Below are 24,273 nucleotides of genomic sequence, written 5' to 3'. Positions count from 1 at the left end.
GTCTTGGTGTACGTACAGAATGCATGTTTCACATGATTGAAAGTTAACGTGATGCAGTCCTAGCAAGCAATGGCGTTTTGCCATTTTTTTAGGGTTTATGGCTTTGGCAGCATCAGCAACGCCCTCTATCTCCCTGCGATTTTGCTATCCTGCGCCCCTTTTCCCCACCGCAAGGAACGCAGGCATGACCCAGCCCATTGGCAGCAGTCCACAAACAAGGGCTGGCCAACAGCGTCACCTGCCACACCTCCTGTTCCGTCTGACCACAGCACTCCTGCTAGGCCTCGGGCTCATCACCCCCACCGCCCAAGCCAACCCCACCACCACCTATCGCGGCACCCTCGGCGACACCCCGGTTGAACTGGCGCTCACCTACGACTCTCAATACGGCGGCGGTATGTCCGGCTATTGGTTTTCCGAATCCGAGCGCCTGCCCATGGCGTTGGAGTCCACGCCTTTCCATCCCGGCTCCGCGCTCTTGATCAACATCATGGACAACCCGACCCTGCCGGCGACGGCGGTGTCGTTGCAGCCGTTCGCCGAGGGGGCAGAGGCGCTGCAGGGCAGTCTGGTGGATTTGCGCACGGGCACGCAGCAGCCGTTGCAGTTGCAGCGGGTGACGCGTTTTGGCGGCAGTCAGCGGGAGGCGTTTGAGGGGGAGTTGCTGCAGCCGGTGTTCGATCGGGATTTCTATTTCAGTGTGCATGCCGCGCGCAAGGCCGGGGAGGAGGTGGCGCAGGTGGATAGCATCCGGGTGATCAGCCGGGCCACTGGCAAGCGGGTGCAGGAGATTGGCGGGCAGTGGTGTCTGTCGTCCGTGGGCACCAGGACGCTGACCTTCGGGCATTTTCATGACGAGGCGCGGATGGACTTTCAGGTCCAGGGCTATCGCGTGGGGGAGGCGGATGGCCGGGTGTGGTGCTCGCCCACGCAGTATTACCTGTACAACCGGGATCTGCGGACCTATCGGCGCCATCCGCAGTTGGAGCAGTTCGCTGCGGACGGCGATCTGCGCTTTTCCCCCAGTGGGCAGATGGAATTCAGCAAGCAGGACTTCATCAATTACGACCAGCGCACTCGGCGTTGGGATTATTACCGGGTGATCACCCCTGAGCGTCTGGAATATCTGTCGTCGGGCGAGGAGCGTTTCTGATGCGTGGGTTTGATTTTGCTCGGGGGCTGGTGGTGCTGGTGTTGGCGCTGTGGCTGTTGCCGGCGCAGGCGTCCCATGGGGTGTATGAGGGGACCTTGGGCAAGCAGGCGATTGTCTTGACCCTGGGCAGCCAGAATGCGGTCTACCAGGGCACTTATGCCTATCAGCGCTATCGCACGCCGATCCGCCTCAAGCCGACCTTCAGCTACAGCAACAAGACGCTGGCCATGGATGAGCTGGACGAGCAGGGCTTGCCGGTGGCGCGTCTGCAGTTCAATGACTTGCTGAACTCCCGCCAGCAGGAGCAGGTGCGCGGCACCTGGACCAGTTATCGCACGGGCAAGACCTTGCCCATTGCGCTGAAGCTGGTGGGCCTGGTGGATTCGGATCGCTCGTGGCCGCAGCCGGTCACCACGCTGTTGCAGAGTGCTTCCACTAAACGCTGGTATTTCCAGGTGCCGATGCCGGGCAATGATCAGCGGATCACGACGCTGGAGGTGATGGACAAGGCCACCGGCAAGTTGCTGGTGAGCCTGGCGATCGCGGCACCGGGCTGTCCGAATCAGGGGGTGGATACCTTGCAGTTGCAGGGTGAGGGGGAGCAACTGCGGATTGCTTTCAAGGACTGCACGTTTCCGGGGTTTCGGTGGAATGAGGGCGGTGGGAGCTTTGCGCCGTTGCCTTGAGGCCCGTTCGTTTGCGCCCTTTGGGGACGTGGCGGCTGGTGGATTAGATGAGTCTGGTGTTGAACCTGGAAGTTGTGGAGCCTCGTATGGACGACAAGCAATCCCCTGTGCTGATTCAGGTGTACATGGCCGATGACGATGGCGCCGTTCGCGAGGAGTTGCTGGCGCGGCGCATCGATGAGGATACCTACGAGTTGCTGTCTTCACCGGGGCTGGCGCAGAACCTGGCGCGGGGCGATATCGTTTCCATCCGCAATCCCGATGCGCCGGCGCAAGTGCTGAAGCGCGGCGGGAATTTCTGCATTCAGATCTATGCCGATTACATTGATCCGACGGTGATCAGTGCGCTTGAAAACGAGGTCGCTGGTGAACTGAGCGGAACCCTGGACGGGCTGTTCGAGGGGAACCTGTCATTCGCTGTTCCTGCAAGGAATGGCATGGACCGTATCAATGCGGTGTTCGATCGCTTCCGCGAGCAAACCGGGATCGAGTGGTACTACGCCAATGTCTATAAAAACCTCGATGACGATGAGGACGAGACGCTGTTGAACTGGTGGTTGGACTGCTGATCTTTCCCGGGGCCTGGGCATGCCACCCAACAAACCGACCAAGTAAGCGACCAAGTCAGCACCCGGTAGTGCTCCAGCGGCCGTTCTGTGGTGTGGGCCTGCATGGGCGTGGGGGAGCGCTAATCGTCCAACAGCGTGTTGGACGATTGAGACTTTTGTACTGGCATTGGAAAGAGGCGGGCCGACCTTTTGTTTGCTCAATCGTTGGGTGTGCTTTTTACCGGCGAGGGCGTGCTTGAGGACGCCTTCGCCGGCAAGCCGGCTTCTGCGGTGGATGTAGGAAGGGTCTGTCTTTTCTGTAAGGCAGGCTGGAGGCGCTGATTGCGGTGCTGTTCTGTGGGATAACCATCAGCGCAACCCTGGACGTACTGATCGATACCAGGGCGTATCCCACGCAGAGAGGTCGTAGCCATGGGCCAGGAAATGCGGCTGTTTCAAGAGGACTTGCTTAAGGCGGTTGCCGATATGAGCGCCGGTAAGGCTGTGCGCTCAGTGACGCTGTCCGTGGCGACTCGTCGCCAAGGATGGGCGGGAGACGCGCAAGGTGTGTTTGTCGAGATTTTGATGGCTGGCCTGTGCCGGCGCTGCAGTTTTTCCGGCAAGCCACAACGCCCGGGATTTCGTGGGCGTTGTAGCCGCTGCCGCAGGCTGCGATCGGCCCCGTAGGGGCCGTCTGCATCAGAAACTCACTGAAGCACTCAACCGCGCCGTCAACGGCGCGCCCTGGAACAGGTAGTCGTCGCCCATGTATTCCCCTGCATCGCGCCAGTAGCGTTTGTCGAACAGGTTGTCCACGGTCAGGCGGAACACCGTCTCGTAACCGTCAATGCGGGTGCTGTAGCGGCTGCCGATGTTGAAGATGGCGTAGGCGCCGGTGGCGACGTTGCCCTGGCGGTCGGCGTATTTGCTGCCGCTGTATTGCATGCCGCCCAGCAGGGCCAGGCCGTCGAGCCAGGGCAGGGCGTAGTCGCCTTGGAGGCTGGCTCGCAGGCGGGGGACGTTGAGGGTTTGGTGGCCTTCGTGGGCCGGGGTGCCGGTGTCCTCGACTCGGGAGCGAATCGCCGCGACGCTGGCGGCAATCTGCAGGCGCTGGGTGGCCCAGCCGTTGGCGGAGAGCTCCAGGCCGGTGTTCTTTTGCTGGCCCTGCTGGACGTAGGTGAAACCGCCAGCAGCATCCGGGCGCGAGTACTGGTAGGCCTGGCGCATCTGGAACAGCGCGGCGCTAAAACTCATGCGCTGCCAGTCGTACTTGACCCCGGCTTCGATCTGCCGCGAGACGGTGGGGGCCAGGGTGTCGCCACTGTTACTGGCGAACCAGGGCGCCTGACCGCCCAGGCTCAAGCCCTTGCTGTATTGGGTGTACAGCGACAGTTCGCTGATCGGTTTGTAGATCAGCGCGGCCTGGGGCAGGAATACATAGCGTTGGGTGTGGCGATCGCGCACGCCGTCCTTGTCGAAGCTCTCTTCGTCGAGGCGTACTTCGCGCCCGCCGAGAACGGTCTGCCACTGTTCGTTGAAGCTGATGCGATCGCTGAGGAACAGACCGTATTGGCGGCTGTCGAGGCGTTTGTGGGAGTCATTGAGGGCGCCGTTGTAGCGGGCGAAGTTTTCCGGCTCGCTCTGGATATTGCCCGTGCCAATCCATTGGTTGATGGACTCGCGCCGGTCCACCACGCGGCGAAATGCACTGGTCCCCACGCTCAACTCATGGCCCAGGCCCGCTGCGTCGAAGCGGCCATTGAGCACTGCCTGCACTTCATCGTTGCGCCGGGTGTCGTCGGGGCTGCGGAAGTCGTAGATGTCGTAGTTGCCTTCGGGGCTGAAGTAGTTGCCGTTGGCATTGATGCAGCCGGTGGTGCAGCCGCCCCAGGCAAACGAACTGTAGTCATCGATCACCACCCGGCTGCGGGACGCGCTGAGGCTGCCGGTCCAGTCATCGTTGAAGCGGTACTCGAAGTTGCCACCGATGTTCAGCGATTCATTGGTCACAGGCTTTGAGCCGCTCTGGTGTCCCAGGAGTCTTTTCGGCGAGGCGTGGTGGGGCAGGCTGGAGCCACCCAGCAGTTGATAGCCCGGGGCCGAGCGCTGCTGCTTGTTCTGGTATTCGATATCCAGTTGCAGCAGGGCGTCGGGGCTGATGTTCCAGTCGAAGGCCAGGGAGGCGAAGTCGCGCTGGCCATTGGTGTGTTCGACATAGGAGTGCAGGTCTTCATGGGCCAGGTTGGCGCGCAGGCCGAACTGCTGTTCGCTGCCGAACCAGCCGCCCACGTCGGTGGCCAGGTAACCGCTGCCGCGGTCGTCGGTGGAGACGGTCACCGAACGAATGTCCGTGGGCCGCTTGGTCACGTAGTTGACCAGGCCGCCGGGCTCGCTGACCCCGCTTTGCAGGCCGGAAAGGCCCTTGAGCAGTTCCACCCGCTGTTTGTTTTCCAGGGCGACGTTCTGCTCGCCGGTGATGGTGCGGTTGTTGATCTTGTAGCTGCTGGCCGCGTTCAGCGAGAAACCGCGCACCTCGAAATTTTCGTAATAGCCCACCGGCGCGTAGCTCTGGCCCACCGAGGCATCGTTCTTCAGCACGTCGCTGAGCAGCCGGGCCTGCTGGTCGAGGATCATGTCTTCGTTGATCACGCTGATGGAGGCCGGGGTGTCCAGCAGCGGCGTTTCGCTGAAGCCGCCCACCGAGGCGCTGTCGGCGCGATAGCCGTATTGCTCTTCGCCACTGACGGTCTGGGTCGGTAACTGGGTGCCGCTGGCGTTGGCCACCGCGTGGCTACCGGCCAGCAGCAGGCCCAGGGTCAGGCGATTGAAAGGCAATCCTGTGGAGCTGGCGCGTGTGGGGGGCGTCGGGTGAGTCCGGCTCATGAACAATCCTAGAAGGCGACGCTGTCCCCATGGCAGAAGCCGGGGGAGGTTCCTGAGAAGGCTACGATCGTCGACCTGAGTGTGTAGTGAGGAACAGCGCGGGAGCCCTGCGGGCATCAGGCAAGGGCCTGGCGGTTGCCGCTGGGTGCTGTCGGGCAGGCGCCATCATACAAGCTGCGGCGCGGGGGTAAAGGCGGGAGAGGGATTGGCTCAGGTTACCGAGGGGGGCGGCCCTGATGCATGAAAAGAAACGGCGTTACCGGTCAGGTTCAGGGGCGTTCATTTGCAGGGATTCGATCTGTTGTTCCAGGGTTGCAATCTTGCCCAGCAGGATATTGATGAGTTTCTTGTCGTGGCTACGGGCTTCGGTGGCGACCAGCGACTTTTCCAGTCGGTCGACGATTTCATTGTTCATGCTGCGGTTTTCCTGCTTGGCGATGCGCTTGACTTGGGTGTGAAGCTCACCAGGCAGGCGAACGATGAATTTTTGAGCGGGGGCGCACATGCCGGACCTCGGGTGATATCAAAAAGAAACATCATAGAAAGGTCGGGGCAGGCAGGGCTTCAAGAAAATTCTGAAAAAACAGCAAGATCGGGCTTAGTTTCGCTGAGCAGGCTTGGCGATCCGCCGGGCCGAATCCGGGCATTGCGCCCCATCGAGCCAGGCCCCTCAATCAAGAGTCGGGGGCCAGGCCGCCAGGCTCCTCGCCAGCGCTAACGGCCGTTGGCAACCGGGCCTCTGGCCGCTGGCTGAAGCCCGGTGATCGACCTTAACGCCGATCCAGCCACACCGTCTGCGCATTGCAGAACTCGCGCACGCCGAAGTGCGACAGCTCGCGGCCGAAGCCGCTTTTCTTCACCCCGCCGAAGGTCACCCGGGGGTCGCTGGCGCTGTAGCCGTTGATGAACACGCCGCCGGTTTCCAGTTCGTCGGTCATCTGCCGGGCCCGTTCCAGGTCCTGGGTGAAGATCGTCGCGGTGAGGCCGAACTCGCTGTCGTTGGCCAGCGCCAGGGCGTGTTGCGCGTCCCGGGCGCTGATGATGGCGGCCACCGGGCCGAACAGTTCCTGCCTGAAGGCGGTCATCTGCTCGGTGACGTCGGCCAGCACCGTGGGCTGATAGTAGTTGCCGGCGCCTTCGACCTTGTCGCCTCCCAACAGCAGGGTGGCGCCTTCGGCCAGGGTCGCCTGGACTTGCTGGTGCAGCTCGTCACGCAGGTCGAAGCGGGCCATGGGGCCGAGGTAGGTGTCGCTGGCCAGCGGGTCGCCCATCACCAGGGCGCGGGTGGCCTCGACGAATTTGCGGGTGAATTCCGCGACCACCCCTTGCTCGATGATCAGGCGCTTGGCGGCGGCGCAGACCTGGCCGGTGTTCTGGTAGCGGCCGATCACCGCGGCCTTGACCGCTTCGTCGAGGTCGGCGTCGTTGAGCACGATAAAGGGGTCGGAACCGCCCAGTTCCAGTACGCATTTCTTCAGCGCGGCGCCGGCCTGGGCGCCGATGGCGATGCCGGCGCGCACGCTGCCGGTCAGGGTCACGGCGGCGATGCGGCGGTCGGCGATGGCGCGGGACACGCCGTCCGGGGTGACGTTGAGCAGCTCGAACACGCCTTCAGGGAAACCGGCGCGCTGCATGACGTCCAGCAGCAGGTAGGCGCTGCCCATGACGTTCGGCGCGTGCTTGAGCACGTAGGTGTTGCCGGCCAGCAGCGCCGGCACCGCGCCGCGCAGCACCTGCCAGATCGGGAAGTTCCACGGCATCACCGCCAGCAGCGGGCCCAGGGGGCGGTACTCGATGCGCGCCTTGTTGTTTTCCACCAGGGTCGCTTCCGGGGCCAGCATGGCCGGGCCGTGCTCGGCGTACCACAGGCACAGCTGGGCGCACTTCTCGATTTCGCCGCGGGCCTGGGGCAGGGGCTTGCCCATTTCCTGGCTGATCATCCGCGCCATGGTGTCGCTGTTGTCCCGCAGGGCCTGGGCCAGGGCGGTCAGGTGCGCGGCGCGGGCGGCGACGCTCTGGCGCTTCCACAGGGCAAAACCGCGGGCGGCGCGCTCCAGGGCGGCGTCGCTTTCAGCTTCGGACTGGTAGGGGTAGGCGCCGATCTGCTCACCGCTGGCGGGGTTGATCGACAAGGCGTGGGTGTGGCTGGAAACAAGGTTCATGGCACCGTCCTGCAAGGTGGGAATGACGGCAGGTTACGGTGCTGGCTCTTTGCTGAAAACTGAATAATATTGAGCGAGTCATTCACGTTTGGAGAATGCTGTGGATCTGGTCCAGCTGGAAATTTTCAAGGCCGTTGCCGAGCAGGGCAGCATCAGCGCCGCCGCGCAGTTGATCCACCGGGTGCCGTCGAACCTCACCACGCGGATCAAGCAACTGGAGCAGGACCTGGGGGTGGAGCTGTTCATCCGCGAAAAAAGCCGCCTGCGCCTGTCGCCCGCCGGGTGGAACTTCCTCGACTACGCCCGGCGCATTCTCGATCTGGTGGCCGAAGCGCGCCTGACCGTGGCCGGCGAGGAACCCCAGGGCCCGTTTGCCCTGGGTTCCCTGGAGAGCACGGCGGCGGTGCGCATCCCGGCGCTGCTGGCGGCCTACAACCAGCAATACGCCAAGGTCGAACTGGACCTGTCCACCGGCCCTTCGGGGACCATGATCGACGGCGTGCTCTCCGGGCGTCTGGTGGCGGCCTTCGTCGACGGCCCGGTGCGCCACCCGGCCCTGGAAGGGCTGCCGGTGTTCGAGGAAGAAATGGTCCTGATCGCGCCCCTGGGGCACGCGCCCATCACCCGAGCGCGGGAGGTCAACGGCGAAAGCATCTACGCCTTTCGCGCCAACTGTTCCTACCGCCATCACTTCGAAAGCTGGTTCACCCAGGACGCCGCGGTGCCGGGCAAGATCCACGAAATGGAGTCCTACCACGGCATGCTGGCCTGCGTCAGCGCCGGTGCCGGGCTGGCGCTGATGCCCCGCAGCATGCTGGAAAGCATGCCCGGCTGCGCCACGGTGAGCGTCTGGCCGCTGTCGCCGCGCTTTCGCTTCCTGCGCACCTGGCTGGTCTGGCGGCGCGGCACCGTGTCCCAGAGTTTGAGCAGTTTTGTGAAGCTGCTGGAGGAGCGGGGGGCGGTGCTGGCGCAGGAGTGAATTGCTTGGGTTGCGGGCTTGGCTGAATCAACCCCAGTTCAATCGTCGACTATGTCGACGTAGGATTTGAAGAACCAATCAGGAATCTCTTCTGTCCGGTACTCCAACTGCGTGCCATCGGTGATCTCCGCCAACAGGACGGCGCTGTCGCCTGAGTTGTCGAAGATATAGGCCCGGCTGCTGCAGGCCACCGCCTCTGGCAGCAGGTTCAGCGATTTTGCATAGCGCTCGCGGACTTTCTCGGGTTCGACCGGGTGTCCGCCTTCCTGAACACGAATCTCCACGCGGTTAATGTTGATTTCGGGATCTTCTGTGGAGACGAAGTAGAGGTAGGTCCGGTATCCGCGAGCTCGGGCCTCCCTCATGAACTCAACCTTGCTGGGATGAGACATCACTGTTTCAAAGGTAAAGCTGACGCCCTTGTCCAGCAGGTGTTGGCGGATGAAATCGGAAAGTACGGAAGCGAGATAAGAATCGATCCGAACATCTCGGTAGTCGACTTTTGTCTGCAACAGGCCAATCTTTTCAGCTTGTTCAGTCAGCCCTTTACTAACGATCAGGTAGTGCTGGGCATGAAAGGCGTGAAGCTCCGACAATGTTGTGTCAATGCCGAAGATCGCCAGGTCGATGCAACCGCTGGTTTTTGCTTCTCGTTCGAGTTCATCGGCATTCACGTAAGCCTTGATTAGAGTGGGGTTCAAGTTGCCCTTGATGGTACTTTTGCCTGACCCGTTGGGTCCCGCGAAAACACGCAATCTAGGCACGGCCACGGGCGGTTTACCCGTCGATCCGACGCACAGTGATCACTTCACCCACCTTCACCTTATGGCGCGGCTTGGCCTTGGCTACCACGGTTTTACTGCCATCGGGCGACATGCGCACCAGATCCCCGGCGTCGATGCGCAAGACCCCATGCGGGCTTACTGATAGGGCCCGAACATAGGCTGTCTGAGTCGCATTTTTGGCCTGGTCTGGAACGAGGCGCTCCAAGGCATCCAACTCTCGGTCCGAAACGTTTTTTGCTTTCATGGACGTTCTCCGGGCAAGCATCCGCTAGTGCAACGGTTGACGATGCAGAATAGCGCCAACCGGGCCACTATGACAGAACTCGGCAACGCCTCTTTGCCACAGCTCATGTGCGGCCAGGGCCGAAGTTGGTTGGCCTTCAAGGTCAGCAGCATGTTCAGCCCCAGCCAGGCGAGGTAGGCGCACCGTACTATTTCAACAGGTCGAAACTCAGTTCCGACACGGCGATCAAGGCTCCCAGATCGAAGGTCAGGAGGTTATCGGTGATGGACATGGGCAGGGTTTCAGGCCGCGATGGATGCGCAGCAGGCCAGCCTCAGGCCTTGCACCGGACCAGCGCCAGATACACCCCCGAGCCTTTCCCGGGTTCGATGTAATGCGCGTCGTCCAGGTCGGCTATCCGGGTTGGTTTCATCACCAGTTCCAGCTCCGGTGCGCCGGCATACCATTCGTTGTTGTCGTTCAGGCCATTCTCGAAAGCGGCGAGAAACGCCGGGCAACTGTCGAACTTGCCGTAGCTGTAGTTGCCTTGCTGGTCGCTGTAGAAGCGTGAGTAGCTCAGCAGCACGATGCCCCAGCGCTCGATGCGCTCATCGGGACTGGTGCGGGGGATCTGCTTGACCAGGTCCTTGCGGATTTCCCAGATCTTGTAATAGGCATTCTTGTTGTTGTGCACCACCTTGAACTCGATGGCGGTTGCGGCCTCTTCGCCGTAGCTGTCCTCGACCCAGATATCCACCTTGCGCCGCTCGGCGGCGATCAGCCAGCGCGGGACGTTGCTGCGCGCAACGCTGATGTTGCTGGGGCGGTAGTCATCGCGTTGATCCAGCTGGCCGCCGAGGCCGAAGTGCTCGCGATTGATGTCCAGCAACGCCGCCGATTCCAGGCTCAACCAGAGTTCGGGAGCGGCGCTGACCATGATGGATTTGAGGATGCGCTGGCGCTCGTCTTTTTTCAGGTGATTGAGCAGCAGTTCGGTAAAGCCGGGAACAAAGGACATGAGATCTCCTTATCAGGTCCGAAAGGGTGGAGCGGTGAGGTTGACGCTGTTCTGTAGGAGCGAGCTTGCTCGCGATGATCTCCAAAGCGCCACAGGTTTCCTGTGAGTGCGGGTTATCGTTGACGTCCTTCGCGAGCAAGGGCAGCCGGTGTTCAGTATGGGCCACGGGGTTCCGGGATGCCCAGTTGCTGTTGCCGGGCTTCGATCTGTTGGTCCACGGCGCGTTTGCCACTGTGCAACTTCAGGTGCTGCAGGCTGGGCGGCAGCTGTTGCTCGATCAGGGCCAGCAGGTCCACTTGTGGGATCTTGATCAGGCGCAGGTCGGCGATTGTCGAGGTGTGCAGGTGGTTGATCAGCCCCAGGTTCTTGAGGTTGATCAGGCTCAGCTTGCGCAACTGCGGCGCACCGCTCAGGTCCAGTTGGCCGAGTTGCGCCTGGTCCTCGATCTTCAGCGCTTCAAGCTGTGGAAAGCCGTCCAGGTCCAGGCGGTTGAGGCCGCGCACCCGCATGATCTCCAGCTCCTTGACCTGCGGGTTGCGCAGCTCCGGCATCTGCTCGCGGCTGCCGAAGGTCACCGAGAGGCTGCGCAGGCCGCTCATGCCGGCGACCATTCCCAGGGGCGCCTTGGCCGGCATGCGGTGCAGGTCCAGGTGGCTGATGCCCGGGCACTGGCTGAGCACGTCCAGGTGATGGGTTTGTACGCTGAGGGACAGGGTGTGCAGCTCGGGCATGGCGGCCAGTGGCGCCAGGTCGATGGCCGGGCCTTTGTCCAGGGACAGGCGCAGTGTTTGCAACCGCCTCAAGTTGGGCAGGGCCAACAGGCCCGGCAGTTCGGCGCTGATGACCTGCAGGGCAAAGTCCCTGACCCGGTGCAGGCTGCCAATGGCCTCGAAGTGCTCCAGGCTGTCGAGGCAATCCAGGCTCAGGGACTGCACATGGGGCAGGGCCAGCAACACCCGGGCATCGAACGCGCTGCCCGGGTAATGGCTGTAGAAACGCACCTTGAGGCGTTCACCGAAACGGGCGCAGAGCGTGTCGAGCTGACTCAGCAGTGCGCCGTTGTACTGTTCGGCCTTGGCGAACTGGACGATGACCTGGGCCTGGTCATCGGCCTCCAGGCGGGCGCTCACCTGCAGTTCCAGGTCGGCCTGGCTGGGGGCTTGAATTCGATGGGGAAACATCGGCGGTCCTTGATGATTTTCGCCGCGGCATCATGCCATTGCGCACGCTTCATCACCATCTGCGCGCAGGCCCGGCCAGCTGCCGGGCCGCCTTTCCGGAAGCGTTACGGGTCGACCTGACCCATCAGCTCGGCCACCGATTCCGGGCGCTTGGCGTAGCGCTGGGCCAGCACCGCGCAGACCATCAGCTGGATCTGGTGGAACAGCATCAGGGGCAGAATCAGCACGCCCATGGTGCTGCCGGCGAACAGCACCTGGGCCATGGGCACGCCGGTGGCCAGGCTCTTTTTCGAACCGCAGAAGAGGATGGTGATGCGGTCTTCCTGGTCGAAGCCGAACAGCTTGCCGAGAAAGCTCGAGGCCAGCAGCACCAGGGCCAGGAGGATGCAGCAGGCCACCACCAGCCCGCCCAGTTCCCACAGCGGGATCTGGTGCCAGATGCCTTCGTTCACCGCCTCGCTGAAGGCGCCGTAGACCACCAGCAGGATCGAGCCCTGATCGACGAAGCGCAGCCAGTGCTTGTTGCGCCCGACCCAGGCGCCGATCCAGCGCCGGGCGATCTGCCCGGCGATGAATGGCAGCAGCAGTTGCACGCTGATCTTGATGATTGCATCCAGGGTCGAGCCGCCTTCGCCGTGCACGTTCAGCAGCAGGGTGACCAGGAGCGGGGTGAGGAAGATCCCGAACAGGCTCGACGCCGCGGCGCTGCAGATGGCCGCCGGGATATTGCCCCGGGCCAGGGAGGTGAAGGCGATCGCCGATTGCACCGTGGCCGGCAAGGCGCACAGGTAGAGCATGCCCAGGTACAGGTCGTTGCCCACCAGCGGCGACAGCAGCGGCTTGAGCGCCAGCCCCAGGACCGGAAACAGGATGAAGGTCAGGCTGAACACCAACAGGTGCAGGCGCCAGTGACCGGCCCCGGCGATGATCGCATCGCGCGACAGCTTGGCGCCGTGGAGGAAGAACAGCAGGCCGATGGCGAGGTTGGTCAGCCAGCCGAAGCCGACCGCCACCTGGCCGCTGGCCGGCAGGAAGCTGGCCAGCAGGACCACGCCGATCAGGGTCAGGGTGAAGTTGTCGGGCAAAAGACGTGAGCGAGTCATAGCGGTTTCATCCGGGGGTTGCCAAGTGCAGTGGGGCGACTCTAACGTGGCTGCGGTTTACCGACTAACGCCAAGGAGCCCATTAATGCCGCCTAAAGGACATGAAAAGATCGTCCGCCGCAGTATTCCCGGGCTGCCGAGTCTGCCGCGACCGGTGTACGGGCGCACCGAATCCTTGCCCAACCGGGCCCTGACCCGGCGCCACAGTCACCCCTGGGTGCAATTGTCCTATGCGATCCAGGGCGTGCTGGAGATCCAGACCAACGCCGGGCGCTTTGTCGCTCCGCCACAGCGCGCGGTGTGGATTCCCGCCGGGGTGCCGCACCGGGTGTTCAGCTCGCCGCGCACCGAAATGCGCAGCCTGTACCTGGATTGCCGCGTCACCGCCTGGGCGGCCACCGACAGCTGCCAGGTGCTGGCGGTCAGCAGCCTGTTGCGGGAACTGATCCGCGCCTTCAGCGAATTGCCGGTGGAGTATGTCGAGGACAGCGCCGACGGCCGCCTGGCCCAGGTGCTGCTGGACCAGCTGGCTGCCGCGCCGCAACTGGACCTGATGCTGCCGCTGCCCCTGGACGCGCGCTTGCGCACGATCTACCGCAGCCTGCAGGCGCACCCGGAGCAGCCGACCACCCTGGGTCAATGGAGCCAGAAGCTCGGGGTTACGGAGAAGACCCTCAGCCGCCTGTTTCTCAAGGACACCGGGCTGACCTTTCGCGCCTGGCGCCAACGCTTGCGCCTGCTCGGCGCCCTGACCCCGCTGGAGCAGGGCGAGCGAGTCACCGATGTGGCCCTGGCCTGCGGCTATGACTCGACCTCGGCGTTTATCGCCGCGTTTCGCCAACAGTTCGATGCCACCCCCGGCGAGTTCTTCCGCGACCTCTGAACCCCCGCGATTCCTGTAGCCGCTGCTGAGCCCGCGAAGCTGCGCAAAGGTCCGCAGGACCTTGCTTGACGACCTCCCGTCGAACCTCAATCGATCTTAAGAACCCTACGTCCCTTCGGGCCGTTCGCAGCCTGCGGCAGCGGCTACAGGGTGCGACGGTGCGACGGTGCGGCAGGTGCGGCAGGTGCGGCAGGTGCGACGATGCGACGGTGCGACGATACGACGATACGACAGACGCGACAGACGCGGCAGGTCAGGCCTTTGATGGGCGCAGCAGTGCGATCTGCTCCGGCGGCACCAGGGTCCGCAGGGTCTTGTACAGGGCCCGGGTTTCCAGCAGGTTCCAGATCCGCAGCAGGGTTTCCAGGGCGTCCAGCGGCTTGCTGATGAAGTCCCGCGCGCCCAGGGCCAGGGCCCGCAGGCGGGTGTCGCGGGTGGCGTCGGCGGTGAGCACCAGGATCGGCAGGTAGTCGTGGGCCGGAATCCGCCGGTTGAGCTGTTCGAGCACGGCAAAACCGTCGAACTCGGGCATGTGCAGATCGAGGATCACCAGGTCCGGCTCGAAGCTGTTGAACAGTTCCAGGGTGCGCAGCGGCTGGGTGCTGCTCAGGACGTTGTGCAGGCCTTCGCGGGCCAGCAGCTGTTCCATCAGGTCGAGGTTGGGGCGCTGATCATCGACGATGAGGATGCGCATATCGGCAGTCATAGGGGCTCCGCTAAACAGGCGTCCAGGTGGGCGAAGAACGCCGGGATGTGAATGGGCTTGGTGAGAATCGCCGTGGCGCCGGCTTCCAGCAGGCTGCGCTGGGTCAGCTCGCTGGCGTCGGCGGTGATCATCAGGATCGGCGTGCTGGCGGTGCTGCCGGAGGCCCGCAGCCGTTGCAGCACTTCCAGGCCTTGCAGGTCCGGCAGGTTGACGTCCAGCAGGATCATCTGCGGTGAGTGCTGGCGGGCCAGGTCCAGGCCCAGCTGGCCCTGCATGCTCGACAGCAACTGAATACCCGGACGGCGCTGCAGCAGGGTTTCGATCAGCGCCAGGCTTTGCAGGTTGTCTTCGATGCAGAGGATCTTGCCCCGATAGGGGCTGGGCGTGGGCAGCGTCGGCGGCTTCAGCGCCGGGGTGGCCAGGGGCGTTGCGAGCGGGGCATCGGGCAGGCGCACACAGGGCAGTTCGAGGATGAAGCGGCTGCCGCTGCCCATTGTGCTGTGCACCTCCAGGCTGCCGTCCATCATCTCCAGCAGGCTCTTGCTCAGGGCCAGGCCCAGGCCGGTGCCTTCGACCTTGGGATCGGCGTCCAGGCGTTCGAAAGGCTTGAACAGGCGTTGCAACTGGTCGGCGGCAATCCCGGCCCCGGTGTCGATCACGGCAATGCGCAGGCGCGCTTCTTCCAGGGTCACCTCGATGCTGACCCGGCCCTGGGCGCGGTTGTACTTGATGGCGTTGGACAGCAGGTTGAGCAGGACCTGGATCAGGCGTTGGCGATCGGCAATCACCCCGCTGTCGGCGGGCAGTTCCGGCAAGGCGCTGAGCTGGATGCCGGCGTCGGTGGCCATCGGCGACACCAGGGTCAGGGCCTCATGCAGCACCGCCGCCAGGGGCATGGGTTCGACGTTCAGCGGCAGGCGCCCGGCTTCGATGCGGGCGATGTCCAGCACCTCGTTGATCAGCCCCAGCAGGTGCTGGCCGGCCCGCAGGATATGCCCGACCTGGGGGCGCTGGCCGGCGCTGGAGTCCATGTCGAGCAATTGCGCGAAACCGAGGATGGCATTGAGCGGCGTGCGCAGTTCGTGGCTCATGCGCGAGAGGAACTCGCTCTTGGCGCGGCTGGCGCTTTCGGCTTCTTCGCGGGCGGTGCCCAGGGCGATTTCCGCGGCGCGGCGGTCGGTGATGTCCCGAGTGATCTTGGAGAACCCCCGCAGGGCGCCGCTGGCGTCGTATTGCGCGGTGATCACCACGCTGGCCCAGAAGCGGCTGCCGTCCTTGCGGCAGCGCCAGCCTTCTTCCATGTAGTGGCCGTGGGCGGTGGCTTCGCGCAGGGCCATGTCCGGGTGCTGCGGGCATTCCTCCGGCAGGTAGAACAGGGAGAAATGGCGGCCGATGATTTCCTGGTCGCGGTAGCCCTTGATCCGTTCGGCACCGAAGTTCCAGGTGGTGACCATGCCGGCGGTGTCCAGGGCGAAGATCCCGTAGTCCTTGACCCCGTCGATGATCAGCCGCAGGCGTTCCTCGTTGTCGCGCAGGGCGCGCTCGCGCTCGGCCAGCAGTTGCCCGGCTTCCACCAGACGCGTGCCCAACTGGCCGATCTCATCCAGCTCCGGGGCTTGCGGCAGCAGCGGCTGACCCAGGGCCAGGCGCTGGGCGTTGCCCTGGACCTGCTGCACCCGGGTGACGATGCCCCGGGACAGCAGCAGCACCGCGACGATGGCGCCAAACAGCCCGCAACCGGCGGCCAGCAGGGTGGCGAACAGCAGGCGCATGCGGGTTGCCGCCGCGGCCGCGGTGCGTTCGGCCAGCAGCGCGTCCTCGTGGATGCGCATGGCGCTGATCTGCTCACGCAGCACGTCCAGCACCTGCTTGTTGTCGATGAGGATCGCGGTCACCGTGGCGCTGTCGTCGCGGCTGCCGTTGCGCAGGGCCACCAGGCCTTCGAGCTTGGTCTGGATCAGCGGGGTAATGGTGTGCAGGTACTCGCGCATGCGCGTGTCGCGCACGTTGCGGTCCAGGCGTTGCAGGGCGGCTTCGATCTGCGGGCGGGCCTGGAGGTAGGCGGGCAGGAAGTCCTCGCTGCGGGTCAGCAGGTAGCCGCGCACGCTGGCCGCGGCCTCGGCCAGCAGGGTGTGCACGGTCTGGATGTCACCCTGCACCAGCAGCACCCGGCGCACGTCTTCTTCGGCGCGGGCGGTCTGGCGTTCGGCGCTGTAGATCAGCACCAGGGACAGCAGCAGGATCACCAGGGGCAGGGAGATCACCACCAGCGCCTTGCCCCGCAGCGGCAGGTCGGCCCAGCGCCGGGCGCTGCGCAGGTTCATGGCCACTGCCCGCTGGGCTGGGCCACCAGTCCCAGGGCGATCCCACGCACCGCCGCCTGGGTGCGGTCGGAGGCGCCGAGCTTGCCGATCACCCGCTCGACGTGGGCCTTGGCGGTGCCGGTGGTGATGCCAAGCTTTTCGCCGATCTCGCGGTTGCTGAAGCCGCCGGCCACCAGCCCCAGCACCTGGCGCTCGCGGGCGGTCAGGGCCTGGGCCTGGGGTATCTGGCCGCTGCCGCGTTCGGTCATGCGCCGCAGCAGGCGCGCACTGACCGCACTGTTGAGGGCTTCCTCGCCCTGGGCCACCCGCTGCAGGGCGCCGATCACTTCGTCGCGGCTGGCGTCCTTGAGCAGGTAGCCCACGGCGCCGGCGGTTATGGCCGCTTCCAGGTGATCGGGGCTGTCGTCCATGGTGAAGATCACCACCTTGACCTCGGGCTGGCGTTGCTGGAGAAGGCGCGCGGCCCCCAGGCCATTGAGCCGCGGCATGCGGATGTCGAGGATGGCGATGTCCGGGCGCAGTTGCTCGCACAGGGCCAGGGCTTCTTCACCGTCCCTGGCCTGGCCCACCACCTCGAACTCCGGGTTGCCCGCCAGCAGGGCGACGAAGCCGGTGCGGGTCACTTCATGGTCGTCCGCCAGGACCAGGCGTATCAGGCTACTCATGGCGCTTGCTCCAAGGGTTGCACGGGCACGCTGGCCAGCAGCCGGGTGCCGCTGCCGGGCCGGCTGTCGCAGCTGAAATGGCCGCCCAGCAGATGGGCGCGCTCATGCATGGCGACCTGACCCAACTGCTCGGCCACCGGGGCCGGCGAGCTGACGAATCCGCAACCGTCATCGTTGACCCCGAGCAGCGCCAGGCCGTCTTCCAGGGCCAGGCTCAGGTGCACCTGCGAGGCCCGGGCGTGCTTGAGGATGTTGTTGATGGCTTCCTGGGCGATGCGGAACAGGGCGATTTCCACCGCGTCGGGCAGGCGCTGCGGCGCGCGCTGCCCCCAGTACACCAGCAGACCGGCGTCGCGCAGGCGGTCGGCCTCGCGGTCGATGGCCCGCAGCAGGCCGAAGTCGTCGAGCACGTGGGGGCGCAAGCCGCCGATCAGTTGCCGGCCTTCGCCGACGCAGCCCTGGGCCAGTTGCAGGATGGTCTGCAGGTCCTGGTGCAGCTCGGCGGGCAACGGCGGACAACGCCCGGCGAAGCCCTGCAGGCGCTGGTGCAGCCCGGCCAGGGTTTGCGCCAGGCCGTCGTGCAGGTCATAGGCGACCCGCTTGCGTTCGTCTTCCTGGGCGCTGAACAGGCGTTGCACCAGCTCCGACATGCTGCGCTCCCGGGCTTGCAGGTCGCGCAGCAGACGATGGTTTTCCAGGTGCGCCGCCAGCAGGGTGGCCAGCAGTTGCAGGGATTCCAGGTCTTCGCTGTCCGGCGGGCTGATGGGCACGCTGTTGGCCAGCAGCAGGGCGCCGAAGGCGCGGCCGTCGGCGCGGTGCAAGAGTACGCGCAGCACGGCGCTGTCCGGGGTCGGCGGCGGCTCCGGCCATTGCGGGTGATCGGCCAGGGCGCGCAGGCCTTGCAGGCGTTCTTCATGACCCAGGGCGGCGCGGGTGTGGACCACGCCATCCTCGGCCCATTCCAGCAGCAGCCCGTGGTCCATGGCGGCAAAGGCGCAGGCCCGTTGCACCACCCGCTGGCGCATCTGCTCGGGGGGCAGTTGCAACAGTTCCTGGCCGGTGTCCACCAGCAGTCGCAGGCGCGCGGCGCGGCTCTGGGACTGTCGATACTGGCTGCGCAGGGCCAGGGCGCTGGCGGGGTCGAAGGATGGGGTGGACATGGCGTTGCTCCAGTGCGGCGGCGCTACGGTTGAACAAAAGCGGGCATTAGACCCGCTGCTGCACGTCACGCCTATCTGCCGAATGGCATAGGCCGAAAGCTCCAGTTGGCCGATGGCGCGGACGACGGCGATGGGCAAAGTGTGGCTCATTGAAACCCACTGGAGAAATCGTATGAAACTGAAAACCACTGCCCTGGCCCTGTTTTTCGCCTTCACCGCTCCACTGGCTGTGGCCGCCGAGGTCAAGCCCTATGTCTACAGCGCCGTTGCCGAGCAGCCGCAAGCGGCCCAGGACCGTGAGATCGCCGGCCTGTTCGATCGCTGGAACAGCGCCTTGCAGACCGGCAACCCGCAGTCGGTGGTGAGCCTGTATGCGCCGAACGCAGTGTTGCAGCCGACCGTGTCCAACCAGGTGCGCAGCACTCACGCACAGATCCAGGACTACTTCGAGCACTTCCTGGCGTCCAAGCCGGTAGGTCAGATCAACTACCGTGAAATCCGTCACCTGGGCCCGGATGCCGCCCTGGACAGCGGCGTCTACACCTTCACCCTGACCGACGCGTCCGGCAAGAGCGAGAAGGTCCAGGCGCGCTACACCTTCCTGTACGAGCGCATCGATGGCCAGTGGAAGATCCTCAACCATCACTCCTCGGCCATGCCGCAAGTCCAGCCGCAGCTGGCCGCTCACTGATCCACCTTGCGTTCCCTTCACGCCGAGCTTTCGCTCGGCGTTGTCGTTTCCCGCGGCTCACTGCTCGCGGTAGCGCCCCGGGGTCATGCCGAACCAGCGCAGGCAGGCCTTGTGAAAGCTGCTCTGGTCGCGAAAGCCCAATAGCGCACCGATGTACTTGACGCTGCGCATGGAGTTGCGCAGGAAGCTGTGGGCCAGCATCAAGCGGGCTTCGTCCAGCAAGGCCGAGAAATGCACGTCTTCGTGTCCCAGGCGGCGTTGCAGGCTGCGGGTGCTGACCCCGACGATCTGGGCGATGTTCGGCAGGTCGCTCGGTGCACCCTGGGCCAGGCGTTCGGACAACGCTCGACGGACCCGGGCGGTCATCGAACCGTTGTGCAGCAGGTTGAGGCGATTGCGCGCGTACTCCAGGTGCAGCACATCCAGGGCCGGGTCGGCGGTGGGCAGGGCAATGGCGCAATCCTGGCTGCTGAAGGACAGGCTGTTGTAGGGCGCGCAAAACTGCAGGTTGTCTCCCAGCAACTGGCGCAGGGACCCGGTGTCCAGCGGCTCCTCGTAGGTGAAGGTGGCCGCCAGGGGCTGCACTTTGTGCTGCGGCAACAGCCAGTGCAGCAGGCCCAGGGTCTGGGCCGCGCCGGCGTCGATAAAGGCCCGGGGCATCATCGAGGGTTCGCTGGCCACGTCGAAGCCGATCAGGGTCAGCATCTGCGGTTTGCGCTCCAGGCACATGCAGAAGCCGTTGCTGATCAGCGCGTGGTAATCCACCAGGCGTTGCAGCGCGATGCCCAGGGTGGCGCAGGACATCACCGCATAGCCCAATGCCTCCAGGTTGGCCGGATGGGCCTTGCTGTAGGCCAGCAGGCCCAGGTCCGGCTTGCCGGTGCGGCGCACCGCTTCCTGTATCACCTGATAGACCAGTTCCAGCCTCACGCCCTTGGGGTTTTCATACACATCCCGCAGGCTGCTGCCCAATTGCTTGAGCAAGGTTTCGACGTGGGCGCCGCCCTCATTCATGACATCGGCAAGCACCCGAAAGCTGGCGCTGGTCATTCTATGCATAGGTCTTCCTGGACTGATGGCTTAGTGATATCGGAGAGGCCGTTGGCATGATTGCAATAAACACGGGGCCACAGACGATTCGGCAGTGCCGCGCGTTTCCGAGGACAAGCGAAAGGTATCCAGGAACACTTCCTCAAGGCCTGTGCCGGGGTCGATCATGTTCGGCCAGGGCCCTTGGAAAGGGTGACGGCCAGCGCGTCGCATCCGGTTCGCCGCGAGGGTGCCGTTGTCTTGCCCGGGGAGTTGTCATGCAAAGCGTCAGAGACTTTTATCGTGAACTGGCCCAGGGCCGCCTGATGCTGGCGTTCCAGCCGGTGGTGTGGCTGCCCGACAGCAGCCGGGTGCTGTACCACGAAAGCTTGCTGCGCCACATCGATGCTCAGGGCGGCGAAGTCTATCCTCTGGCGCTGCTGGAAAAACACCAACTGATGCGCGAGCTCGATCAAAGCGTGGTGCGCTGCGTGATCGATGCGCTGCAGCGTGATGAACGCCTGCGCCTGGGGTGCAATATTTCCGCCCAGAGCGCGATCATCGACGGCTTCTGGTTGCCGATTCTGCAGGTGCTGCGCGACTCACCCTCAGTGGCCGCGCGCCTGGTGATCGAGATCACCGAAAGCGCCACGCCGCCGAGCATTGAGGCGGCCAGCGAGTTCGTCCTGTGCCTGCGGGAGCTGGGCTGCCGGGTGGCCATCGACGATTTCGGCGCGGGCCTGGGCACCCTGGAATTCATCCGTCAGACCCGGCCGGACATCGTCAAGATCGACAAGGGCTACATCCAGCGCGCCCGCGGTGAACTCAACAGCGCCCAGACCCTCAGCCACCTGGTGCAGCTGTGCAAGACCCTGGCGCCGTGCGTGATCATCGAAGGGGTGGAGACGGACAGCGACCAGAACCTGGCCACCGCCTGTGGTGGCGAGTGGGGGCAGGGCTATCTGTTCGGTCGCCCGCAGGTGGATCGGCTGGGGCGGCGCTGCTGCCTGGAGCAGCAGATGGCGCCGCGGTGTGCGCTGGATCAGGCCTAGCCCGGTGGCGCCATGACACGGCGCGAGCCCGCCTGACGGGGTTCAATCAACCTGCGGGGTGATGGGCGGGGTGTCGGCCGTCGGGTCTTGCACCTCGGCACTGATGGGCAATGCCGGCAGCTCTTCCTCGGGAATCTCCTTCATGTCCACGTGCCTGTTGCGCTGGGGCCGTTCCGGCTGGAACGCGTCGTAGGGCAGCAGCACGGTGTCGAGCGCCGCATCCAGGGGCAGGCTGGCCACCAGCAGGATCGGGCACACCACCGTCACCCAGCAGCCGCCGGTGATCATGCGTGCGTAGCCCATGTCATAGCCGGTGAGTACTTGGGCATTGGTCTTGACGCTGCGGTAGTAGCGGTCGTCGCGAAAGTCCAGGGCATTGCCGCGAGTCATGTAGGTGCCGCAGCCGGACAGCAGCAGGGTGTTGAGCAACAACAGGTAATGGAGGATTCGGATGATCGGGCTTCCACGCAGGGGCGAAACAGGGTCGGGCGCGAATCAGTGATTCATCGCGTCATAGGGCAGCAGCGCGGTGTCGGCCACGGCATCCACCGGCAGGCTGACGATGGCCACCACCGGGCAGACGATGCTGACCCAGCAGAAGACCGTGGCGTAGCCGTCGTAGCCACTGGAGCCACGCATGGTCAGCAGCTCGATATTGGCCTGGGTGCCTTTGTAGTAGTCGTAGCCGCTATGGGCGTTGGGCGTGCGGGCGATCAGGGTGCCGCAGCCCGTCAGGGATATTGCGGATAACAGAAGTACAGCGTTGAGGGCTTTGATGATGCCATTCCTTAGCGAGCAGATTTTTGCCGTGCGCATCGTCGCAGAAGCCTGGGGCGCACGCTAGATAGGCTCGAATAAATAGTCGGCACCCGATCAGAGCGCTGATGGAATCAACAGCAACAGATCGGTATCGCCGATGTCCACGCCGGCTTGGGTCAGCAGGGTGCTGGCCTGGCCCCGGTGATGGGTCTGATGATTGAAAAAATGCACCAGCAGGGCATACACATTGCGCTCGGCGACCACGCCCCGGGTGTTGGCGTAATGCAGGCTGCTGTCCAGGTCGGTCTCGCTCAGGGACTGGCTGAAGTCGAGGATCAACTGGTCCAGCCATTGGCGTTGTTGCCAGAGCCCGTCGAGGTTTGGGTACAGCAGGGTCTTGAGGTCCTGGGGCAGGGCCACCTGCTGCAGCGGGGCCAGCGCCGGATGCTGCGTCGGGTGTTGGGCAAAGCGCTTGAGCCAGATGGTGTCACCGGCCAGCAGGTGATTGAGGGTGCCGAGGATCGAGCCGAAAAACGCCTGGCGATCGAGGACGATCTGCCCCTCGGGCAGGCTCATGGCGGCGTTGTACAGCTTGGCGTTCATCCATTGGTTGTAGCGGGCCATCAGGCCCAGGTGCTCGGTGCGGTTCATGGCCGTTCCTGGTGGTGTGGGGCGCTCGATCAGGCGGTCGTCAGCTTCGCAAGGTGGATGGCCGGCGCGCAAGGGTGGCTTGAAAATCTCCGCGCGATGGGCGTTTTCCCGGTCGGCGAGGCATTAAAAAAACCGCCCCTTTGGCCCCGATAACATCGTTTCTCGGGGCTTGGGCTTTTCTCTATATTGGCCACCAGATCCAGCGCGGCAACAGGCCGCGCGCCCTCTATGGTGAGCCGTTGCAATGAATAAAAAACCTGAACGCACAGGGCTGGAAAATCCCGGGACCGCCACTCGAGTGGTCTGGGGCGGAGAGCAAGTCCGTCACCCCTACAACGCCACGCAAACCCCGATTGTCGCCAGCGCCGCCTACGGCTACGACGACATCGACCAGTGGTACGACGTGGCCCTGGGCAAGGCCCCGGGCTTCATCTACAGCCGCATGAGCAACCCCACGGTGGAAACCCTGGAAGCCAAATTGTGCGACCTGGAAAACGCCGAGTCGGCGGTGGCCTTCAGCAGCGGCATGGCGGCCATCAGCGGCGTGCTCTACAGCTTCCTGCGCCACGGCCAGCGGGTGGTGTCAACCAAGGACAGCTACGGCGGCACCAACAAGATTTTCGAAGAGTTCCTGCCGCGCATGGGCGTGGCCGTGACCCTCTGCGAAACCTTCGACCAGCAGCAGATCGAAGCCGAGATCGCCCAGGGTTGCGACCTGCTGTACCTGGAGACCCCGACCAACCCGACCCTGAAGATCGTCGACATCCAGCGTCTGGTCACCGCAGCGAAACAGGTCGGCGCCCTGGTGGTGGCGGACAACACCTTCGCCACGCCGCTGAACCAGAACCCCCTGGCCCTGGGCGTGGATGTGGTGATCCACAGCGCCACCAAGTTCCTCAGCGGTCACGGCGACGTGCTCGGTGGCGTGGCCTGCGGCAGCGAGGCGCTGATGAGCCAGGTGCGTCACTACCGGGAAATCAACGGTGCCAGCCTCGATCCGTTCTCGGCCTACCTGATCATCCGCGGGATCAAGACCCTGGCCCTGCGCATGCGCCAGCAACAGCACAGCGCGGCGCAGCTGGCGCAGTTCCTGCTCAACGAACCGCTGGTGGAGTCGGTGAACTACCCGGGCCTGCCGAGCCACCCGAATCACGCCGTGGCCTGTGCGCAGATGCGCGGTTTCGGCGCCATCGTCAGTTTTGTCCTGGTGGGCGGCATGGACAGCGTCAAGCTGCTGTTACCGCGCCTGCGCTACGCGCACTGCGCCGGCAACCTGGGGGCGGTGGAAACCATCTACGGCCCGGCGCGCACCACCAGCCATGTGGAGAACACCCTGGAAGAGCGCCAGGCCCTGGGCATTTCCGAAGGCCTGGTGCGGATCTCGGTGGGCATCGAAGACACCGATGATCTGCTGGCGGATCTGCAACAGGCCTTTGCCTGGCTGCGCCAATCCCTCAAGCACAATCCGGCGCCCGGCGCCGTCCCTTCCCTGAATGCCCGGGTCGAGGTGGCCCACTGAAAGAGCGTGCAATACCCCCACAGCAAGGCAGCCCGTGGGGGCTTCATGAAGAGGAATAACAATAAAAACCTGGCGGCATCCGATTTGTTTTCTGCCCATTTCCACAGTCGCAG

At 64.4% G+C, this 24,273-nt stretch carries 24 protein-coding genes; 8 read left to right on the top strand and 16 right to left on the bottom strand.

All coding sequences use genetic code 11. From position 1 onward, the window contains the following. Positions 1-184: 184 nt before the first annotated feature. The 3 genes from ACMGF8_RS24690 (at position 185) to ACMGF8_RS24680 (ending at position 2,408) form a co-directional block, all read left to right on the top strand. On the top strand, positions 185-1,153 hold the full coding sequence (locus tag ACMGF8_RS24690) for a hypothetical protein (RefSeq protein WP_416757520.1): 969 nt from the start codon (positions 185-187) through the stop codon (positions 1,151-1,153). Next, complete coding sequence (locus tag ACMGF8_RS24685; protein ID WP_416757518.1) at positions 1,153-1,839, top strand: hypothetical protein; 687 nt, start codon at positions 1,153-1,155, stop codon at positions 1,837-1,839. The genes ACMGF8_RS24690 and ACMGF8_RS24685 overlap by 1 nt, the downstream gene beginning before the upstream one ends. An 86-nt stretch (positions 1,840-1,925) precedes the next feature. After that, positions 1,926-2,408 (top strand): DUF4265 domain-containing protein, encoded by a 483-nt coding sequence (locus tag ACMGF8_RS24680; RefSeq protein ID WP_416757516.1) that lies wholly within the window; start codon positions 1,926-1,928, stop codon positions 2,406-2,408. 678 nt (positions 2,409-3,086) lie between these two features. Here ACMGF8_RS24680 and ACMGF8_RS24675 read toward each other — a convergent pair. From ACMGF8_RS24675 to ACMGF8_RS24665, 3 genes are all read right to left on the bottom strand, one after another. After that, a complete protein-coding gene (locus tag ACMGF8_RS24675) occupies positions 3,087-5,270 on the bottom strand; it encodes a TonB-dependent siderophore receptor (protein ID WP_305949555.1) in 2,184 nt (727 codons plus the stop codon). A gap of 256 nt (positions 5,271-5,526) precedes the next feature. Beyond that, positions 5,527-5,775, bottom strand: coding sequence for an Arc family DNA-binding protein (locus ACMGF8_RS24670; protein ID WP_115580463.1), 249 nt, complete (start codon positions 5,773-5,775; stop codon positions 5,527-5,529). 265 nt (positions 5,776-6,040) lie between these two features. Beyond that, positions 6,041-7,432 carry an aldehyde dehydrogenase family protein gene (locus ACMGF8_RS24665; protein ID WP_102864772.1) on the bottom strand — a complete coding sequence of 464 codons (1,392 nt, stop codon included), beginning with the start codon at positions 7,430-7,432 and terminating at the stop codon, positions 6,041-6,043. A gap of 100 nt (positions 7,433-7,532) precedes the next feature. On the opposite strand from ACMGF8_RS24665, the gene ptrR reads away from it, so the two are divergent. Then, positions 7,533-8,411 (top strand): putrescine utilization regulator PtrR, encoded by an 879-nt coding sequence (ptrR, locus tag ACMGF8_RS24660; RefSeq protein WP_250330096.1) that lies wholly within the window; start codon positions 7,533-7,535, stop codon positions 8,409-8,411. A gap of 38 nt (positions 8,412-8,449) precedes the next feature. On the opposite strand, the gene ACMGF8_RS24655 is transcribed toward ptrR, so the two are convergent. The 5 genes from ACMGF8_RS24655 to ACMGF8_RS24635 form a co-directional block, all read right to left on the bottom strand. Then, the gene (locus tag ACMGF8_RS24655; protein WP_207166192.1) at positions 8,450-9,181 is read right to left on the bottom strand and encodes a zeta toxin family protein; all 732 of its coding nucleotides are present in this window, start codon (positions 9,179-9,181) and stop codon (positions 8,450-8,452) included. 7 nt (positions 9,182-9,188) lie between these two features. Further along, the gene (locus tag ACMGF8_RS24650) at positions 9,189-9,440 is read right to left on the bottom strand and encodes a hypothetical protein (RefSeq protein WP_207166191.1); all 252 of its coding nucleotides are present in this window, start codon (positions 9,438-9,440) and stop codon (positions 9,189-9,191) included. Between the two features lie 313 nt (positions 9,441-9,753). Further along, entirely contained in the window at positions 9,754-10,437 is a 684-nt protein-coding gene (locus tag ACMGF8_RS24645) for a hypothetical protein (protein WP_129405759.1), read from the bottom strand. A 152-nt stretch (positions 10,438-10,589) separates the two neighbouring features. Then, the gene (locus tag ACMGF8_RS24640) at positions 10,590-11,618 is read right to left on the bottom strand and encodes a hypothetical protein (RefSeq protein WP_416757511.1); all 1,029 of its coding nucleotides are present in this window, start codon (positions 11,616-11,618) and stop codon (positions 10,590-10,592) included. A 104-nt stretch (positions 11,619-11,722) separates the two neighbouring features. Continuing rightward, complete coding sequence (locus tag ACMGF8_RS24635; RefSeq protein ID WP_102864776.1) at positions 11,723-12,721, bottom strand: bile acid:sodium symporter family protein; 999 nt, start codon at positions 12,719-12,721, stop codon at positions 11,723-11,725. 85 nt (positions 12,722-12,806) lie between these two features. On the opposite strand from ACMGF8_RS24635, the gene ACMGF8_RS24630 reads away from it, so the two are divergent. Further along, the gene (locus ACMGF8_RS24630) at positions 12,807-13,604 is read left to right on the top strand and encodes an AraC family transcriptional regulator (protein ID WP_416757509.1); all 798 of its coding nucleotides are present in this window, start codon (positions 12,807-12,809) and stop codon (positions 13,602-13,604) included. A gap of 253 nt (positions 13,605-13,857) precedes the next feature. On the opposite strand, the gene ACMGF8_RS24625 is transcribed toward ACMGF8_RS24630, so the two are convergent. The 4 genes from ACMGF8_RS24625 to ACMGF8_RS24610 are packed head-to-tail and all read right to left on the bottom strand — an operon-like array spanning position 13,858 to position 18,459. Then, complete coding sequence (locus ACMGF8_RS24625; protein ID WP_060840076.1) at positions 13,858-14,310, bottom strand: response regulator; 453 nt, start codon at positions 14,308-14,310, stop codon at positions 13,858-13,860. Then, positions 14,307-16,634, bottom strand: a complete 2,328-nt coding sequence (locus ACMGF8_RS24620) for an ATP-binding protein (protein WP_060840075.1) — start codon at positions 16,632-16,634, stop codon at positions 14,307-14,309. Before ACMGF8_RS24620 ends, ACMGF8_RS24625 begins: the two co-directional genes overlap by 4 nt. After that, entirely contained in the window at positions 16,631-17,299 is a 669-nt protein-coding gene (locus ACMGF8_RS24615) for a response regulator (RefSeq protein WP_416757506.1), read from the bottom strand. Before ACMGF8_RS24615 ends, ACMGF8_RS24620 begins: the two co-directional genes overlap by 4 nt. Further along, positions 17,296-18,459, bottom strand: a complete 1,164-nt coding sequence (locus tag ACMGF8_RS24610) for a sensor histidine kinase (protein ID WP_115580456.1) — start codon at positions 18,457-18,459, stop codon at positions 17,296-17,298. The genes ACMGF8_RS24615 and ACMGF8_RS24610 overlap by 4 nt, the downstream gene beginning before the upstream one ends. 172 nt (positions 18,460-18,631) lie before the next feature. On the opposite strand from ACMGF8_RS24610, the gene ACMGF8_RS24605 reads away from it, so the two are divergent. Then, the gene (locus tag ACMGF8_RS24605; RefSeq protein WP_102864778.1) at positions 18,632-19,150 is read left to right on the top strand and encodes an SgcJ/EcaC family oxidoreductase; all 519 of its coding nucleotides are present in this window, start codon (positions 18,632-18,634) and stop codon (positions 19,148-19,150) included. Between the two features lie 57 nt (positions 19,151-19,207). Here the strand turns inward: ACMGF8_RS24605 and ACMGF8_RS24600 are convergent, their stop codons facing one another. Further along, entirely contained in the window at positions 19,208-20,209 is a 1,002-nt protein-coding gene (locus ACMGF8_RS24600) for an AraC family transcriptional regulator (RefSeq protein WP_102864779.1), read from the bottom strand. Positions 20,210-20,457: 248 nt separating this feature from the next. Here ACMGF8_RS24600 and ACMGF8_RS24595 point away from each other — a divergent pair, with 248 nt between their 5' ends. Continuing rightward, positions 20,458-21,231 (top strand): EAL domain-containing protein, encoded by a 774-nt coding sequence (locus ACMGF8_RS24595; protein ID WP_115580454.1) that lies wholly within the window; start codon positions 20,458-20,460, stop codon positions 21,229-21,231. A gap of 42 nt (positions 21,232-21,273) precedes the next feature. On the opposite strand, the gene ACMGF8_RS24590 is transcribed toward ACMGF8_RS24595, so the two are convergent. The 3 genes from ACMGF8_RS24590 to ACMGF8_RS24580 form a co-directional block, all read right to left on the bottom strand. Next, positions 21,274-21,663, bottom strand: a complete 390-nt coding sequence (locus ACMGF8_RS24590) for a hypothetical protein (RefSeq protein WP_416757502.1) — start codon at positions 21,661-21,663, stop codon at positions 21,274-21,276. Between the two features lie 63 nt (positions 21,664-21,726). Continuing rightward, entirely contained in the window at positions 21,727-22,047 is a 321-nt protein-coding gene (locus ACMGF8_RS24585; RefSeq protein ID WP_102864782.1) for a YceK/YidQ family lipoprotein, read from the bottom strand. Between the two features lie 57 nt (positions 22,048-22,104). Then, a complete protein-coding gene (locus ACMGF8_RS24580) occupies positions 22,105-22,641 on the bottom strand; it encodes a DinB family protein (RefSeq protein WP_207166187.1) in 537 nt (178 codons plus the stop codon). A gap of 244 nt (positions 22,642-22,885) precedes the next feature. Between ACMGF8_RS24580 and ACMGF8_RS24575 the strand changes: the two genes are divergently transcribed. Then, positions 22,886-24,160, top strand: a complete 1,275-nt coding sequence (locus ACMGF8_RS24575; RefSeq protein WP_102864784.1) for a cystathionine gamma-synthase family protein — start codon at positions 22,886-22,888, stop codon at positions 24,158-24,160. The last annotated feature ends 113 nt before the right edge of the window (positions 24,161-24,273 follow it).

The organism is Pseudomonas sp. BNK-7 (genome assembly GCF_048072025.1).
Taxonomy (GTDB): domain Bacteria; phylum Pseudomonadota; class Gammaproteobacteria; order Pseudomonadales; family Pseudomonadaceae; genus Aquipseudomonas; species Aquipseudomonas danubii.
This window is presented reverse-complemented; position numbering and strand designations above follow the sequence as displayed.